Consider the following 14404-nt stretch of genomic DNA (forward strand, 5'->3'; position numbering starts at 1 on the left):
GTGCGTCAATCAGGTTCCGGGGACATGGTCGAGATCCATATCCACCGCGGTGACCCAGTTCGGCTCGGCGACCAGCAGGCTCAGCTCGTCGTCGGGCAGGTCCACGTCGACGACATACCGAAATCCGACCGACTCGGCGGCGGCGATGGCGCTGTGGTCATCCGCGGATGCTGCGAAGACCAGACGACGGCTGTTGGGGTCGGCGGCCTCGACGGCCGCGAGGAGCGCGCCCAGCAGGTCGGCCAGCAGCGGTCCCGGTAGCGTGCCGGTGACGCGCGCTTCGACATCGTGGCTGTTGACGGGATAGGTATGGCGCAGGCGGCCGGATGCGCAGCGCTCGAGTTCGACCGTGACGCCGCCGTCGACGGGGCGGCGGACATCGAGCACAACCGTTGTCCGGGAACGGGATCGGAGATCGACGGTCCACGGTTCGGGGAGGACCGGCATGAAGATCGGCGGGACCGACATGATCAGGGCCCTTCCGTGGCGAGCCGCCGTATGGCGATCTTGTCGAGCTTGCCGGAGGCATTCCGCGGCACGGACGGTACGAGTTTGAGTCGGCGCGGCAACTTGTAGCGCGCTAGCTGTTCTGCCGCGTACTCGCGTACGTCCTCAATGGTGAGGCGGGCACCCTCTGCGAGGCTGGCGATCGCGACTACCGTTTCACCCCACTGCTCGTCGGGGGCGCCCACCACGGCAACGTCGACCAGCCCCGGCAGATCGGCAAGGGCGCGTTCGACTTCGGCGGGATAGACATTCTCACCGCCGGTGATGATCATGTCTTTCAGGCGGTCGACGATGAAGAGGTAGCCGTCCTGGTCGAGGTAACCGATATCGCCCGAATGGAACCAACCTGCATCGTCGAAGGCCGCAGCAGTGGCGTCGGGATTGTTCCAATAACCGGGCGTGACATTGGGGCCACGGACCACCACCTCACCGGTGACGCCGGGCGCGACCTGCGTGTTCCGGTTCGGGTCGACAACCCGAACTTCGGTGTACGGCATGGGGATTCCTGCGGATCCGAGTTTGTCGAGGGTGCGCTCGACGGGCAGATGGGTGGCGAAAGGCGCGGTTTCGGTCAGCCCCCACGCCTGCTGGAGCCGAATGCCGTGCTGGGCAAAGCGCCGGATCAGTGTCGGTGCGACCGGTGCTCCGGCGACCACTACGGTGCGCAGGTGTGGCAGCTCGGTCTCGAAACAGCCGGGAACTCTTGCCAGGGCGGACAGCATTGCTGGAACCGCGAAGAACGAATTCACCTGATGCGAAACGAGATCGCCAAGGAAGGCGGCCGGATCGAAGCTGCGACGGACGATGAGGGTGCCGCCACGGACAATAGTGCGCAGTGCCAGCGCGTTGACTCCACCGATATGGAAGAGCGGAGCCACCGCGTGGGTGATGTCGCCACGTCGAGTGTCCAGGCGGCTGTCCACATTGACAGCGTTCCACCAGATGTTGCCGTGGGTGAGGACAACGCCTTTGGGGAGCCCCGTTGTCCCGGAGGTGAACATGAGGATGGCCGGATCGTCGAATCCTCGGGGGATGGCGGAGACAGCGGGCGTAGCCCCCGCGGCTTCGATGAGGGGTGCCCAAGGTTCCCAATACCCCGGCGCTTCGGCCTCGTTCGTCACCTGTGGGTCATCGTCGATGAGCAGAAAGTGGCGCAGCTCGGTGTACTCGCGCACGGCTTCCACCGCGGCGCGGTGCCCTGGCTCGCACACGATGGCCGAGGCTCCACTGCCGGACAGCACGGCCCGCAGCTCGGGTCCGGCCAGCCGGAAGTTCACCGGAACGAAGATTGCCCCGAGCCGGAACGTGGCCAGCATCGTGACGAGGTAGCCAGAGCTGTTCAACCCCAGGTACGCGACACGATCACCGGTGGTGATGCCGCGGGCTGTCAGGAGAACGGCCACGCGGGCGGCTTTGCAGTCGAGCTGGCTGTAGGTGAGATCGCCTCCGGCATAGCGGATCACCGTGCTGTCGGGCTGAAATCCGGCGAGCGTGCTGATTGCGGTGGCCGGGTTGATATTCACCGTTGTGGTCGGATGCGCCACGGTGCTCATCGGGTCTCCTTGTGCTCGTCGTCGAGCGAATTACAGGTGGTCACCGCCGGCGGCGGTGGCGAAGCCACGGACACCGATGCCGCCGTCGACCGAAATCGCTTGTCCGGTAATCGGTCCGCTCTGTTCCCGCGAAGCGAGCAGCACGTAGGACCCGGTGAAATCGCGAGGGTCGGTGCTGGAGTCGTGCAGCGGGATCGGCGGCGGGGGAGCGTCGGGGCTGCGCTTGGCGAACGACGCGGCCAGTGAACGTTCTTGCAGCGACAGCGATTCAGGGCCGCGCAGGTCGGTGTTCATGCCGCCGCAGGCGACGCCGTTCACGCGGACCTTGGGTGCGAGCTCATAGGCGAGTTCGCGCATCAACCCGAGGCAGGCGTGTTTGCTCGCGGTGTAGACCGGTCCGCCGCCGTTGACGTAGAAGGAGGCGTTCGACAGCGTCATCACGATGCTGCCCCGGGTTTTCACCAGTTCGCGCCAAGCTGCCTCGGCAGCGAGGAAGTATCCCTTCACATTGACCGAGAACAGCTCGTCGAAGGTGTCGGAGAGTTCCTTGCCGTTGAGGCGGGTGAGTTGGCGCTGGTAGTCCCAGATGCCGGCGTTCGCGACCAGCGTGTCGAGTTTGCCGAAGTGGGAGACGGTTTCGGCGACCGCAGCGTGCATCTGAGCGGAATCGCGCACGTCGGCCTCGAAGGCGAGCATGCGGGACTGGTCAGGACAGGCTCCTACGACTTCGTCCAGCTTGTTGCGGTCGCGTCCGAGAATGGCCACGTTCGCGCCTTCGGCGACGAATCGTTCGGCGACCGCCCGTCCGATTCCTGAGCCGCCGCCGGTGATCAGTGCGACGTACCCGTCCAGCCAGCCGCTCATGACAGCTCCGCCAGGAAATCGCCGACCAGGCGCTCGAATTCGCGCGCACGCTCCAGTTGGACCCAGTGCCCGCAATTGCCGAAGATGTGCATCTGCACGTTGCGGATGTTCTTGAGCATGAGCTGGGCGCCGTCCAGGGTGATGGTGCGGTCGTCGCGGCCCCACAGCAGCAGCGTGGGTGCCTTGATCTTGTGCAGGTCGCGCCAGAGCGGGTCCATGCCGTGCCGTTTGGCGAAGGCAGCGTTGTAGCGGTGGTAGAACTCGATATGGCTCTCGTCGAGGGATGCCTCGTAGCGGGCCTTGACGACGTCCTCGCCGAACTGTTTGTGGTCGAAGACCATGGTGCGGATGAAGTTGGCCATCTTCTTCACGCTGGGCCCGCCGCCGTTGTAGTAGCGGAACATCTCTTTCTGGCCCTCGGTGGGCGTGGGGCCGAATGGGAGCCATCCGCCGCCGGGTGCCATGAGCACCAGACCGGTGATCCGGTCCGGCTGGGTTTGCGCCATCGCAAGCGCCGCGGCCCCGCCGAGGCTGTTGCCCAGCAGATGGAAGCTGTCGATATCCAGCGTGTCGAGTGCCTGGAACAGGGCGTCGACAGTGATCTCGGTGATGGAACGGGCATCGAGGTCGGCCTCGGTGGGCCGGTAGCTGCCGCCGAAGCCGGGCTGGTCGGGCAGGATCACCCGGAATCGCCGGGTAAGGGCGGCCAGGTTCTGGTGATAGTTGCTCACCCCGGAGGCGCCGGGGCCGCCGCCGTGCAGCATGACCAGAACCGGGCCGCGCCCGGCTTCGGCCACGGCGATAGGGCCGAGAGTGGTGGCCACGGTGTGGTGCGTCAGCTGAATGTCGCGCTGTTGCAGGGCGAAATCGAGTTCGGACACGGACACGGTCGTCCCTTCGGTTGGTCAGAAGAAGGTCGAGATGTTCTTGGCCTGCAGGATGTTCTGATCCAGCAGGATGGCGCGGCGGGCGACCCGCAGCCGGCCGCCACTGCGGCGCAGCACATCGGTGCGCTGCCCGGCGAAGACGTTCTCTTCGCGTTCGAGGCGGTTGCGGTAGACCAGGAATGCCGATCGCACCAGCAGGTCGTCGGCCGTGAAGCCCGGTTGATCGGCCGGATCTGCATGGTGCACAACCACATTGGTGACGAGGTGGCGGGTGCGGGAGGGCGGGTCCTCGGCCCAGGCCATCCCGGAGTCGAAGCGCCGGATGCGCCAGGTGAGACTCTCCTTGGTCTCTTCGTAGTAGGCCGCCTCGCCGCGGGACGCGATCGACAGCGATTGCTGGCGGCGCAACCGGTTGGTGCGGGTCGGCATCCAGTAGTCCAGGTCGTCGTCGAGCAGGTCCAGCCAGTCGGTGAAGCGTCCGTCGTCGAGCAGTTCGGCCTCTTCGTAGTAGAACTGCTCGACCTCGAAGTGAATCTCGCGGTCGGCCTTCGAGCCGGCCGCCAACTGCGCTGTCGTGATGCTCACGGTCTCATTCCATCCCTTCTACGGGCAGCGCCACAGTGGTTGTGCCGCACGGCGGCACGTCAGCCGCGCAGCAGCTTGCGGAGGTCGGTCGAGGGGTCGGCGAGCCGGTCGCCGTCGACTGCGATGCCGCGGTCGATGAGGCGGCGAGCGGCGCGCACGGCGGTGGAGTTGTCGATGCCGACCGCTGCCACGACCCGGCCATCCCGCAGCCCGAAGGCCGAGAACGACGCCGAGCCGGGGGAGCCGCGCAGCACGATGTCCTCGGCGGCGGCCATCTCGCCCACCACCTCGACGTGCCGGTGATGCCGATCGGTCCAGAACCAAGGCGCGGTGTCGGCGGGCGCAGCGGTACCGAGAATGGTTGCGGCAGCCCGCTGCCCGTCGTGCTGAGCGGCCTCCCAGTGCTCGGTGCGGGGTAGCAGCACACCGTTGCGCCGAGTGCGGGCCGGATCGCCGACCGCGAGGACGGCCGGATTGGAGGTCATTTGGCGGTGGTCCACGATGATGCCCCGATCCACTTCCAGACCGGCCGCCGCGGCCAAACCGGTTTCCGGGACCATGCCGACGCCGAGGACGGCCACATCGAAGGTGCGGGAGAGATCTACACCCGTGAGCCGCGCCTCGATGCCGAACACGGTGTCGCGCAACGACTCCACTCCAGCTTGGAGGGTGATGACGCCGCGGTGGGTATGCAGCATGTGCAGCCAGACGGCGAGCTCGGAGCCGACCGCAGTCGTCAGCGGCGGCCGGACCGGGTCGACCAAGACGACATCGGAGCCGAGATCGACTGCGGTGGACGCGACTTCGGCACCGATGAGTCCGGCGCCGACGACCAGCACGCGCGCCCCGGGGACCAGGGCGGCTCGCAGCCGGTCGGCATCCTCAGCGGTGCGCAGCACGTGCACCCGTGAGCTATCGCTGCCCGGGATCGGCGGCCGCGCGGCCCGGCCGCCGGTGGCCAGCACCACGCGATCGGTGGAAAGCGTTGTGCCGTCGGAGAGTTCGACACTGCCCAGGCCGGTGTGAAGCGCCGTGACGCTCGTCCGTGTGATCAGGCGAATCTTATTGTCGTCGTACCATCGCGGCGGCTGCAGCGCGATGTCAGCGAGCGTCTTGCGGCCTTCGAGGAACTCCTTCGACAGCGGTGGGCGGTCGTAGGGAAACTCCCCGGCGTCGACGAGAGTGACATCGCCGACGAAGCCACCCGCCCGCAGCGCGGCGGCGGTGCTGACGCCGGCGATTCCGCCGCCGACGATCACAACGTTTCCGACCATCACGGTGCCTCGTTCGGGAACAGGTAGACCTCGCCGTCGCGGACTTCCAGCCGATGCGGACGGGCGTTCTCCGTGGCCGGAAGGCACTGGACCTCACCGCTTTTCAGGCAGAACTTGCTCGAGTGCATCGGGCATTCGACGTATCCGCCCTCGACCCAGCCCTCGGCGAGCGAGGCGACCTCATGGGTACAGGTGTCGTTCAACGCGTAGACGCTGCCGTCGTCGTCGCGCAGCAGCGCGATGTCGTCGTCGGTGCCGGCGACGACCTTGTCGATCGCGATACCCTCGCCGACCGGGATGTCGTCTAGTGCCGCTACCCGGATTCCCGTGCTGCTCATCGTTTTTCCTTTTCATGCCAGGCCGGTGTGTTCATCAGATCGCGCCAGCGGCCGTAGAAGGCGCGCCCGGCGGCATCGCTGTAGAGCTCACTGGTGGTGCCGGGGTAGCGGCCGTCCTCACCCTCGGAACCCATGCCCATCTGGTAGTTCAGTGGCACCCGGTTGGTGATGAAGCCATTCGAGATGTGCTGCACCTCGCTCCAGTTCTCGCCGTCGTCCTGCTCGAAGATGCCGCTGGGGCCGAAGGTGCGCAGGTTGTACAGGCGTTGTGCCTCACGGACTTCCGGCGGCATCGACTTGTCCACCACGGTCCACGCCCACACCTCCATGCGGTCGGGGCCCTTCGGGTGCCAGACCCGGATGGTGCCGATCACCGGTAGATACGAGAAATTGGGGAAGACGGTGGCGTGGCCGTCGGTGAGCGGTCCCTCGACGCGGGCGTCGCCGAGACGCTCGCGCAGCGCTTCGTAGTCGGTCCACTCGTGGACCTTCTGCGCGTTGAACCGATTCTTCGGATGCACCGGAAATCCCGCGCCGTGGCCATTGGGGTCCAGGTACTGTCGGCCACTGCGGTGCACGATCTCGTTCTTCGGATTCTTGCTGGGCGACAACACCATCAGTGCCGACGCGTGGCTCATGTTCACGTGGTACCAGTCGGTGGCGAACTGTTCGGCCGCCAGCTTCCAGTTGCCGTCCAGTACCCACTTGTGCACGCCACCGACGACCACCGTTCCCTCCGGGTCGTGGTCCAGCATGGCGTCCATGTACCAGGCCATGTCGCCGAGGTATTCGCGCAGCGAGACGGGTTCCGGATTCCAGGTCCCGAAGATCAGCCCGCGATAGTTCTGCACGTGCGGCACCTCGACCAGGCCCCAGTCCGCGGTGTCGAACGAGGCCGGATAGCCGTCCTTGTTCGGGATCGAGACGAGCTTGCCGTCCAGGTCGTAGGCCCACCCGTGATAGGTGCAGGTGAAATTCCGGGTCGCCCCGACATCCGCCCGGCACACCCGCGCGCCGCGATGGCGGCAGGAGTTCAGGTAGGCCCGGATGTTCCGGTTCTTGTCCATGGTGACGATGACCGGGTCCTCGCCCATGTAGGTGGTGAAGAAATCCCCGGGCTTGTGGAATTGGTCGGTGTGCGCCAGGAACAGCCAGCTCGGGGCGAACACCCGTCGCAGCTCCTGGCGGTAGAGCTGCTCGTCGGTGAAGATGGCCCGGTCCAGCAGGCCGCCCTCGGAATCGACCAGCCCGGAGACATCGATAGTGCGGGCCAGCTCGACCGGCCGCCGCAGCGCGCCGCACGGGGTGGCGGTGGCGGTCTCGCAACCGGTCGCGGGTTCGATGGTGGAGGTCATGGTCTTCAGCGAACCCGGCGGAAACCGCTGACTCCACCGCATGTTCCGCAGGACGGCACGCCCCACGCGAGATCCGCGCGGTGTTCCGCAGGGCGGCACGCGGACTAGGGCGGCGGGGATCCGAACAGCGAGTGTGGCCACATGCTCGCTGCACAGGCCATCGCCCAGAGCGCCACCGACCCGTTGTCGGGTCTCGTCGTGCGCGATATCGCCATCCCGCTGCCGCCACCTGGTTGGACTCTGGTCCGGGTGGTGGCGGCTTCGTTGAACATGCACGACCTGTGGACGCTGCGTGGCGTCGGTCATCCGCCGGAACGACTGCCGATCGTATTGGGCTGCGATGCTGCGGGTTACGACGCCGACGGCAATGCAGTCATCGTCCATCCGGTGATCGCGGACCCGGACGCCGGTAGCGGGGACGAGACCCTGGATCCGAACCGCGCGTTGATGTCCGAACTCTACGACGGCACCTTCGCCGAATACCTGGCCGTGCCCAATCGGAATCTGGTGCCCAAACCGACATGGTTGTCCTTCGATGAGGCGGCCTGTCTGCCGGTCGCGTGGACCACCGCGTACCGGATGTTGTTCACCAAGGCGGGAATTCGACCCGGCGATCGCGTGCTCGTCCAGGGGGCGGGTGGAGGAGTCGCCTCGGCGGCCATCAAACTCGCCGCCGCTGCCGGCGCCGTGGTGTACGCGACCAGCCGCAGCGAGAGCAAACGCGCCGAGGCGCTCGCATGGGGTGCCCACGCCGCCGTTCCCACCGGTCAGCGGCTGCCCGAGAAGGTCGATGTGGTCATCGAAACTGTCGGCGCGGCAACGTGGGAACACTCCCTGAAGTCGCTGCGACCGGGTGGCGCCATCGTCGTCGCCGGAGCGACCAGTGGTGCCAACCCACCCGCCGATCTGACCCGCGTGTTCTATCTGCAGCAACGGATTCTCGGTTCCACCGGCTGCACCCGCGCCGAGCTGGAGGGAATGCTGCGCATGATGGGATCCACCGGCGTGCGGCCCGTAATCGATCGAACATTGCCGCTCAGCGACATTCACAAAGGCTTCCAGCTGATGATCGACGGCGATCTCACGGGCAAGCTCGTCATCCATCCGCCCGGCGTCTCGCATTGACATCCGACCCAGCTCGAGGAATCGATATGACTGCAGCAGCCGTGGGACTGTCCCACTCACCGCTCATCGGCAAGAACGATCCGGCTCCGGACGTACTGGCCCGGGTGGACCAGGCCGTGTCCGCCGCGAAAGAATTCATTCGCGACTTCGACCCGGAGCTGGTCGTGTTGTACGCCCCCGACCACTACAACGGCTTCTTCTACAAGGAGATGCCGCCGTTCTGTCTGGCCACCGAGGCACACGCGGTCGGCGATTTCGACTCGGCGGCGGGTCAGCTCTCGGTTGACACGGGTGCGGCGAAATTGATCGCGAAGGGCGTGCTCGACCGCGGCGTCGATCTGACCATCTCGGCCCGGATGATCGTCGATCACGGGTTCGCGCAGCCGCTCGAAACCCTTTTCGGCGGCATCGACCGAGTACCGGTGGTGCCGGTGTTCGTCAACGGTGTCGCCACTCCGCTGGGACCGATGAGCCGAGTCCACGCACTGGGCACCGCGATCGGCCAGGCCGCCGGCGAATTGGATTTGCGCGTCCTGTATCTCGCCTCCGGCGGGCTCTCGCACGATCCGCCGGTGCCGGTGCTGGACGGCGCGCCGCCGCGGGTCGCCGACGCGCTGATCGAAGGCCACGCACCGACCCCCGAACAACGTGCCAAGGGCGAACAGCGGGTCGTACAGGCCGGCCGCGACTATGTCGCCGGAACCAGCACGATGACCCCCATCAACCCCGAATGGGACAACCGGCTACTGGACTTGCTGGAGCAGAACCGCCTCGGCGAGTTCGCTTCCTGGCCGGTGGACTGGATGGGCGAGCAGGGCGGCGGTTCCGCCCATGAGGTGCGCACCTGGCTGGCCGCCTACGCTTCGCTCGCAGCGGGCGGTCCTTTCGATCTGAAATACCGCTTCTACGAAGCGATCCCGGCCTGGATCGCCGGGTTCTCCGTCACCACGGCGCTCCGGCAATGAGGTATCCGCACTACACCGACAACGGCCTGCGCAGTGCGCCCGCCGTGGTGTTCATCGGCTCGCTCGGCACCACGCTGACAATGTGGGACGCACAGATCGAAGAGCTCGGCAGGCGATATCGCACCATCGCGGTCGACCTGCCGGGGCACGGAGGCACTCCGGTGCCGCAAACGCCGTGCACGGTGCCGGGGTTCGCAGCCCAGGTACTTCGGCTCATGGACGCGCTGGGTGTCGCTCGGTTCTCGGTAGTAGGTTTGTCGTTCGGTGGTGCGGTCGTGCAGTCCCTTGCGGGAAGTCACCCCGATCGCATCGAATCGGTCGTAATCGCCTGCGCCGCACCACGCTACACGGCGGAGTTCTGGCATGACAGGGCCGAGGAGGTCCGAAAGCGTGGGCTGACCGGCGTGCTACAGCGCACCGCGCTGCGCCGCTTCGCCCCCGGCTTCGACCTGCGGGAGCCGGAGGCCTACGCGGCATCGCTGCTGATGCTCGCGACCATGGACCCGCTGGGCTACGCGGCCTGTTGCGATGCACTCGCCACCCACGACGCCGGTGCGCTGTTGCCGCGTATCACCGCGCCGACGCTGATCCTGGCCGGAGAACTCGACCATGTCACCCCGCCCGCACTGGTGCGGGAGATGCACGCGCTCGTGTCCGATTCCGAACTCCGGCTCATCAGAGGCTGCGGGCACCTGGCGAACATCGAGAAGCCGCTGGAGTTCAACACCTTGGTCGACACCCACCTCGCGAATTCGATTGGGTCGCAGGAAGCCTCGTTCCGTCCAGCGGAACGCGCCACTGATCGGCACGACCGTGCCCGGGCATGATCGGCGTGGCAGCTATCAGAAGGATGTGATTTCACCTATGAGCGCAACCGGTATCGACGCGAACATCGTCGGGCAAGCTGCCGACCACCTCACGCGCGCGATCCGCGCACTGCGGCCGGTCGCACCGGTCCGCGATCTGCTCGGCGTGGGCGACATCGGCGTCGCCTACGCCGTACAGGAGGAGCTCACCCGGCGGCGGGAAGCCACAGGCGGCGTGGTCGTCGGCCGCAAGATCGGCCTGACTTCACCGGCGGTGCAGCAGCAACTCGGTGTCGACCAGCCCGATTTCGGGGTGCTCTTCGCCGACATGGATGTCTCGGGCGCCGGTGAAGTGCCCTCACGGCGGTTGCTGCAGCCCAAGGCCGAGGCCGAAGTCGCTTTCATTCTGAAAGAGGATCTGGCCGACGGTGACCTGGGCGACGAACAGATCAGCGCGGCAGTCGATTACGCCGTCGCGGCGCTCGAGATCGTCGACAGCCGCATCGCCGACTGGGACATCACCATCACCGACACGGTGGCCGACAACGCCTCGAGCGGCCTGTTCGTGCTTGCCGGCAAGCAACTCACCCTCGCCGACTTCGCCCCGCGCGAGGTGACGATGCGGATGTACGCCGACGATGTGCTGGTCTCGGAGGGAACCGGCGCCGCCTGCCTCGGTGACCCACTCAATGCCCTGGCCTGGTTGGCCCGCACCGCCAAGGCGTATGGAAATCCGTTGCGGGCCGGGCAGATCATCCTCTCGGGTGCGCTCGGCCCGATGGTGCCCGCGCCGCCGGGCACCCGTATCCGGGCCGAAATCGGTCCGCTCGGTTCGGTTTTCGCCACGTTCTCCCCCAAGGAGGGGCAATGAGCAACACCACCAAGACCAAGGTGGCCATCATCGGGTCGGGCAATATCGGCACCGACCTGATGATCAAGGTGCTGCGCCTGTCGGACACTCTCGAGGTCGGCGCCATGGTCGGCATCGATCCGGAGTCCGACGGGCTGGCGCGCGCCCAGCGCTTGAAGGTGCCCACCACCTCGCAGGGCGTCGACGGACTGATCGCCCTGCCGAACTTCGACGATATCGACATCGTCTTCGACGCCACCTCGGCCAAGGCACACATCGCCAACGCCGCCAAGCTGGAACCCTTCGGCAAGAATCTCATCGACCTCACCCCGGCCGCGATCGGACCATTCGTGGTGCCGCCGGTCAATCTCGACGAGCACCTCGACGCCGGCGTGGCGAACGTCAACATGGTGACCTGCGGTGGGCAGGCCACGATCCCGATGGTCGCGGCAGTCTCCGCGGTCACCCCGGTGCACTACGCGGAGATCGTGGCCTCCATCGCCTCCAAGTCCGCGGGCCCCGGCACCCGCGCCAATATCGACGAATTCACCGAAACCACCTCGCATGCCATCGAATCCGTCGGTGGCGCGGCGCGGGGCAAGGCGATCATCATCCTGAATCCGGCCGAGCCGCCGTTGATCATGCGTGACACCGTCTTCTGCCTGATCGGCGACGCAGACCAGGACGCCATCCGCGCGTCCATCGCCGAGATGGCCGAACGGGTCGCGCAGTACGTGCCCGGCTACCGGCTGAAGCAGCAGGTGCAATTCACCGCGGTCGATCCGAGTGAGCCGGTCCACACCCTGGTTCCCGCAGGTGCGGGTCCGGTGACGACCCGGGTGTCGGTGTTCCTCGAGGTCGAGGGCGCGGCACACTACCTGCCCGCCTACGCGGGCAATCTGGACATCATGACCTCGGCGGCGCTGCGTGTCGCCGAATCCATCGCCCGCCGGAAAGACAGCGCCGCGCTGGGACTTACGACCGCCGGGGAGGCAGTGCGATGACCCGTCAGCTCTACATCCAGGACGTGACCCTGCGCGATGGGATGCACGCCATCCGTCACCGCATCGACCCGGCCGACGTCGGGCGCATCGTCGCCGCGCTGGACGCCGCCGGCGTGGACGCCATCGAGGTTGCGCACGGAGATGGCTTGGCCGGGGGCTCGGTCAACTACGGTCCGGGCAGTCATACCGACTGGGAATGGCTCGAGGCCGCGGCCGCGAATATCACCAACGCCGTCCTCACCACCCTGCTGCTGCCCGGTATCGGCACCATCGTCGAACTCGAACGTGCCTACGAGCTCGGCGTCCGGTCAATACGTATCGCGACGCACTGCACCGAGGCCGATATCTCCGCTCAGCACATCACCAAGGCCCGTGAACTGGGTATGGATGTCTCCGGATTCCTCATGATGAGTCATATGGCTCCGGCCACGGACCTGGCGGCCCAGGCCAAACTCATGGAATCCTATGGCGCACAGTGTGTTTACGTCACCGACTCGGGTGGCCGCCTGACCATGGACGGTGTGCGCGACCGCGTCCGGGCCTACCGCGATGTACTCGACCCGGCCACACAGATCGGCATCCACGCTCACGAGAATCTCTCGCTGTCGGTGGCAAACAGTGTGATCGCCGTCGAGGAGGGCGTCACCCGCGTCGACGCCTCCCTGGCGGGGCAGGGTGCAGGAGCGGGCAACTGCCCGATCGAACCGTTCATCGCGGTGGCGAATCTGCAAGAGTGGCAGCACAACTGCGATCTCTTCGCACTCCAGGACGCCGCCGACGATCTGGTCCGGCCCCTGCGCGACCGTCCGGTTCAAGTCGATCGAGAAACCCTCACCCTCGGCTACGCGGGCGTGTACTCCTCGTTCCTGCGCCACGCCGAGATCGCCGCGCAGCGCTACGGCATCGACGCCCGCACCTTGCTGCTCGAGGTCGGCCGCCGCCGTCTGGTTGGCGGGCAAGAGGACATGATCGTCGACATCGCCCTGGACCTGCTGCCGGAGCGGGACGCGGTCCCGGCCGGCTGACGCGGCAGCTGGCCGCGCCGCATTGTCGAATACGCTGCCGGCCCACGGGGTTCGGTTGTTGATCGCCGGACGCAGGAACAGCGCCGCCGTCGTATCCAACGACGGCGGCCGTCTGCGTTGGCGGTCCGGTGTGCCTCAGGCGCGCGGAGCCGTTCCGCCGGCCTGCGACAGCACGCTGCTGGGGGTGACGCCGAAGGCCTGCTTGAAGCTACGGCTGAAGTGCGCGGTGTCATTGAAGCCCCACCGGAACGCGATATCGGTGACGGTCTTGTGGCCACCGCCGCGGGCGAGTTCACGACGACATGCCTCGAGCCTGCGCTCCCGGATCCAGCGACCCACCGTGGTGCCGCTATCGGCGAAAAGCAGATGCAGAGTACGGACAGAGATGCCATGTGCGGTGGCGATCGACGACGCGCACAGCCCCGGGTCGCCCAGATTGTCCTCGATATGGTGACGGACCCTGACCATCAGTGCCGCCCGAGCCGTCGACGGTGGACGTTCGGACAGTGGGGTGAGGGCGGAATCGAGGGTGTCGAAGAAACTCTGGCAGGCGATCGCCAGAGCGGCATCACTGAGATTATCCAATTCCCTTGCTATGGAGCGCAATTGATCTCCAGCAATGGCCAACAGACCGGTCCCGGCCGCCGTCGAGACCGAGCTGTCGACCCGTGAGGCCGCCGCAGCCAGGCCGCGCGGCACGCGCTCGCGGGGAAGTAGCAGCGTCAGCTCGCGGTGTGGGTCCACGGCGTCGAAACCCTGGGCGAGCTCACCATCCCAAATCAGAAGCTGATCGGGGCCCACCAATAGTTCGCTGCCGGCGTACTGGCATGCGACCCGGCCGACCAGATTCATCGAGACACCGACGAGTTGGTCTCGGTCTTGATTGCTTCCGCTGCGTACGCGACGCCCAGCGAACCGACCACCGCGGAAGTCGGCGATCGTGAGGTCGCCCAACCGCCGATATCGCACCGCTGCTTCGAACTGCTCATCCGTAGGGAACGACAGCGCCCAGCTCAAATGCAGCTCGGCCATCTTGCTCGTCCAGGCGTCGAAAGCGCCGGTACGCGGCAACCCGTCGGTTGACCAGATCACTGCTTCGGTCACAAGGACCCACCTCCATTGGAGGGCACGCGGGGAAAACGTGCCAATCCATTACTCAGTCAAGCTCCGGTGGGTTGTGACGGGCAATGGTCCCGTTCCGTCGTGCGGAACAACGGGCGGTCCGGAATCAGTCCGTACCCGGCTTGCGCGCGGGTGCGCGAATCG

15 protein-coding genes are annotated in these 14404 nt (G+C 66.6%); 6 read left to right on the plus strand and 9 right to left on the minus strand.

From position 1 onward, the window contains the following. Positions 1-9 precede the first annotated feature (9 nt). From ACFXN1_RS26430 to ACFXN1_RS26465, 8 genes are all read right to left on the minus strand, one after another. A complete protein-coding gene (locus ACFXN1_RS26430; protein ID WP_379439110.1) occupies positions 10-468 on the minus strand; it encodes a hypothetical protein in 459 nt (152 codons plus the stop codon). Between the two features lie 2 nt (positions 469-470). After that, positions 471-2060, minus strand: a complete 1590-nt coding sequence (locus ACFXN1_RS26435) for an AMP-binding protein (protein WP_379439109.1) — start codon at positions 2058-2060, stop codon at positions 471-473. A 30-nt stretch (positions 2061-2090) separates the two neighbouring features. Continuing rightward, positions 2091-2924, minus strand: coding sequence for a 3-(cis-5,6-dihydroxycyclohexa-1,3-dien-1-yl)propanoate dehydrogenase (hcaB, locus tag ACFXN1_RS26440; protein ID WP_379439108.1), 834 nt, complete (start codon positions 2922-2924; stop codon positions 2091-2093). Further along, complete coding sequence (locus ACFXN1_RS26445) at positions 2921-3805, minus strand: alpha/beta fold hydrolase (protein WP_379439161.1); 885 nt, start codon at positions 3803-3805, stop codon at positions 2921-2923. The genes hcaB and ACFXN1_RS26445 overlap by 4 nt, the downstream gene beginning before the upstream one ends. 24 nt (positions 3806-3829) lie before the next feature. Further along, a complete protein-coding gene (locus ACFXN1_RS26450; protein WP_379439159.1) occupies positions 3830-4390 on the minus strand; it encodes a 3-phenylpropionate/cinnamic acid dioxygenase subunit beta in 561 nt (186 codons plus the stop codon). Positions 4391-4455: 65 nt separating this feature from the next. After that, a complete protein-coding gene (locus ACFXN1_RS26455; RefSeq protein WP_379439106.1) occupies positions 4456-5670 on the minus strand; it encodes an NAD(P)/FAD-dependent oxidoreductase in 1215 nt (404 codons plus the stop codon). Further along, positions 5670-6008, minus strand: a complete 339-nt coding sequence (locus ACFXN1_RS26460) for a non-heme iron oxygenase ferredoxin subunit (protein WP_379399639.1) — start codon at positions 6006-6008, stop codon at positions 5670-5672. Before ACFXN1_RS26460 ends, ACFXN1_RS26455 begins: the two co-directional genes overlap by 1 nt. Further along, positions 6005-7177, minus strand: a complete 1173-nt coding sequence (locus ACFXN1_RS26465; RefSeq protein WP_379439157.1) for an SRPBCC family protein — start codon at positions 7175-7177, stop codon at positions 6005-6007. Before ACFXN1_RS26465 ends, ACFXN1_RS26460 begins: the two co-directional genes overlap by 4 nt. 327 nt (positions 7178-7504) lie before the next feature. On the opposite strand from ACFXN1_RS26465, the gene ACFXN1_RS26470 reads away from it, so the two are divergent. From ACFXN1_RS26470 to dmpG, 6 genes are read left to right on the plus strand one after another with little or no spacing between them, the layout of a single operon-like run. Beyond that, complete coding sequence (locus ACFXN1_RS26470) at positions 7505-8488, plus strand: zinc-binding dehydrogenase (RefSeq protein WP_379439105.1); 984 nt, start codon at positions 7505-7507, stop codon at positions 8486-8488. A 26-nt stretch (positions 8489-8514) separates the two neighbouring features. Further along, the gene (locus ACFXN1_RS26475; RefSeq protein WP_379399637.1) at positions 8515-9453 is read left to right on the plus strand and encodes a 3-carboxyethylcatechol 2,3-dioxygenase; all 939 of its coding nucleotides are present in this window, start codon (positions 8515-8517) and stop codon (positions 9451-9453) included. Beyond that, positions 9450-10280 (plus strand): alpha/beta fold hydrolase, encoded by an 831-nt coding sequence (locus tag ACFXN1_RS26480; RefSeq protein ID WP_379439103.1) that lies wholly within the window; start codon positions 9450-9452, stop codon positions 10278-10280. The genes ACFXN1_RS26475 and ACFXN1_RS26480 overlap by 4 nt, the downstream gene beginning before the upstream one ends. Positions 10281-10317: 37 nt before the next feature. Further along, positions 10318-11130, plus strand: a complete 813-nt coding sequence (locus tag ACFXN1_RS26485; protein WP_379439102.1) for a 2-keto-4-pentenoate hydratase — start codon at positions 10318-10320, stop codon at positions 11128-11130. Next, positions 11127-12113, plus strand: coding sequence for an acetaldehyde dehydrogenase (acetylating) (locus ACFXN1_RS26490; RefSeq protein ID WP_379439100.1), 987 nt, complete (start codon positions 11127-11129; stop codon positions 12111-12113). The genes ACFXN1_RS26485 and ACFXN1_RS26490 overlap by 4 nt, the downstream gene beginning before the upstream one ends. Beyond that, a complete protein-coding gene (dmpG, locus tag ACFXN1_RS26495) occupies positions 12110-13138 on the plus strand; it encodes a 4-hydroxy-2-oxovalerate aldolase (RefSeq protein ID WP_379439099.1) in 1029 nt (342 codons plus the stop codon). The genes ACFXN1_RS26490 and dmpG overlap by 4 nt, the downstream gene beginning before the upstream one ends. A gap of 135 nt (positions 13139-13273) precedes the next feature. Here the strand turns inward: dmpG and ACFXN1_RS26500 are convergent, their stop codons facing one another. Beyond that, positions 13274-14242, minus strand: a complete 969-nt coding sequence (locus ACFXN1_RS26500; protein WP_379399632.1) for a helix-turn-helix domain-containing protein — start codon at positions 14240-14242, stop codon at positions 13274-13276. Between the last annotated feature and the right edge of the window lie 162 nt (positions 14243-14404).

The sequence above is a fragment of the Nocardia sp. NPDC059154 genome (genome assembly GCF_042755705.1).
Classification (GTDB): domain Bacteria; phylum Actinomycetota; class Actinomycetes; order Mycobacteriales; family Mycobacteriaceae; genus Nocardia.

Bases quoted from the DNA above. Each gene is read 5' to 3' on its own strand.
- ACFXN1_RS26430 (WP_379439110.1), bottom strand. From the start codon at position 468: ATGTCGGTCCCGCCGATCTTCATGCCGGTCCTCCCCGAACCGTGGACC.
- ACFXN1_RS26435 (WP_379439109.1), bottom strand. From the start codon at position 2,060: ATGAGCACCGTGGCGCATCCGACCACAACGGTGAATATCAACCCGGCC.
- hcaB (WP_379439108.1), bottom strand. From the start codon at position 2,924: ATGAGCGGCTGGCTGGACGGGTACGTCGCACTGATCACCGGCGGCGGC.
- ACFXN1_RS26455 (WP_379439106.1), bottom strand. From the start codon at position 5,670: ATGGTCGGAAACGTTGTGATCGTCGGCGGCGGAATCGCCGGCGTCAGC.
- ACFXN1_RS26460 (WP_379399639.1), bottom strand. From the start codon at position 6,008: ATGAGCAGCACGGGAATCCGGGTAGCGGCACTAGACGACATCCCGGTC.
- ACFXN1_RS26470 (WP_379439105.1), top strand. From the start codon at position 7,505: ATGCTCGCTGCACAGGCCATCGCCCAGAGCGCCACCGACCCGTTGTCG.
- ACFXN1_RS26475 (WP_379399637.1), top strand. From the start codon at position 8,515: ATGACTGCAGCAGCCGTGGGACTGTCCCACTCACCGCTCATCGGCAAG.
- ACFXN1_RS26480 (WP_379439103.1), top strand. From the start codon at position 9,450: ATGAGGTATCCGCACTACACCGACAACGGCCTGCGCAGTGCGCCCGCC.
- ACFXN1_RS26485 (WP_379439102.1), top strand. From the start codon at position 10,318: ATGAGCGCAACCGGTATCGACGCGAACATCGTCGGGCAAGCTGCCGAC.
- ACFXN1_RS26490 (WP_379439100.1), top strand. From the start codon at position 11,127: ATGAGCAACACCACCAAGACCAAGGTGGCCATCATCGGGTCGGGCAAT.
- dmpG (WP_379439099.1), top strand. From the start codon at position 12,110: ATGACCCGTCAGCTCTACATCCAGGACGTGACCCTGCGCGATGGGATG.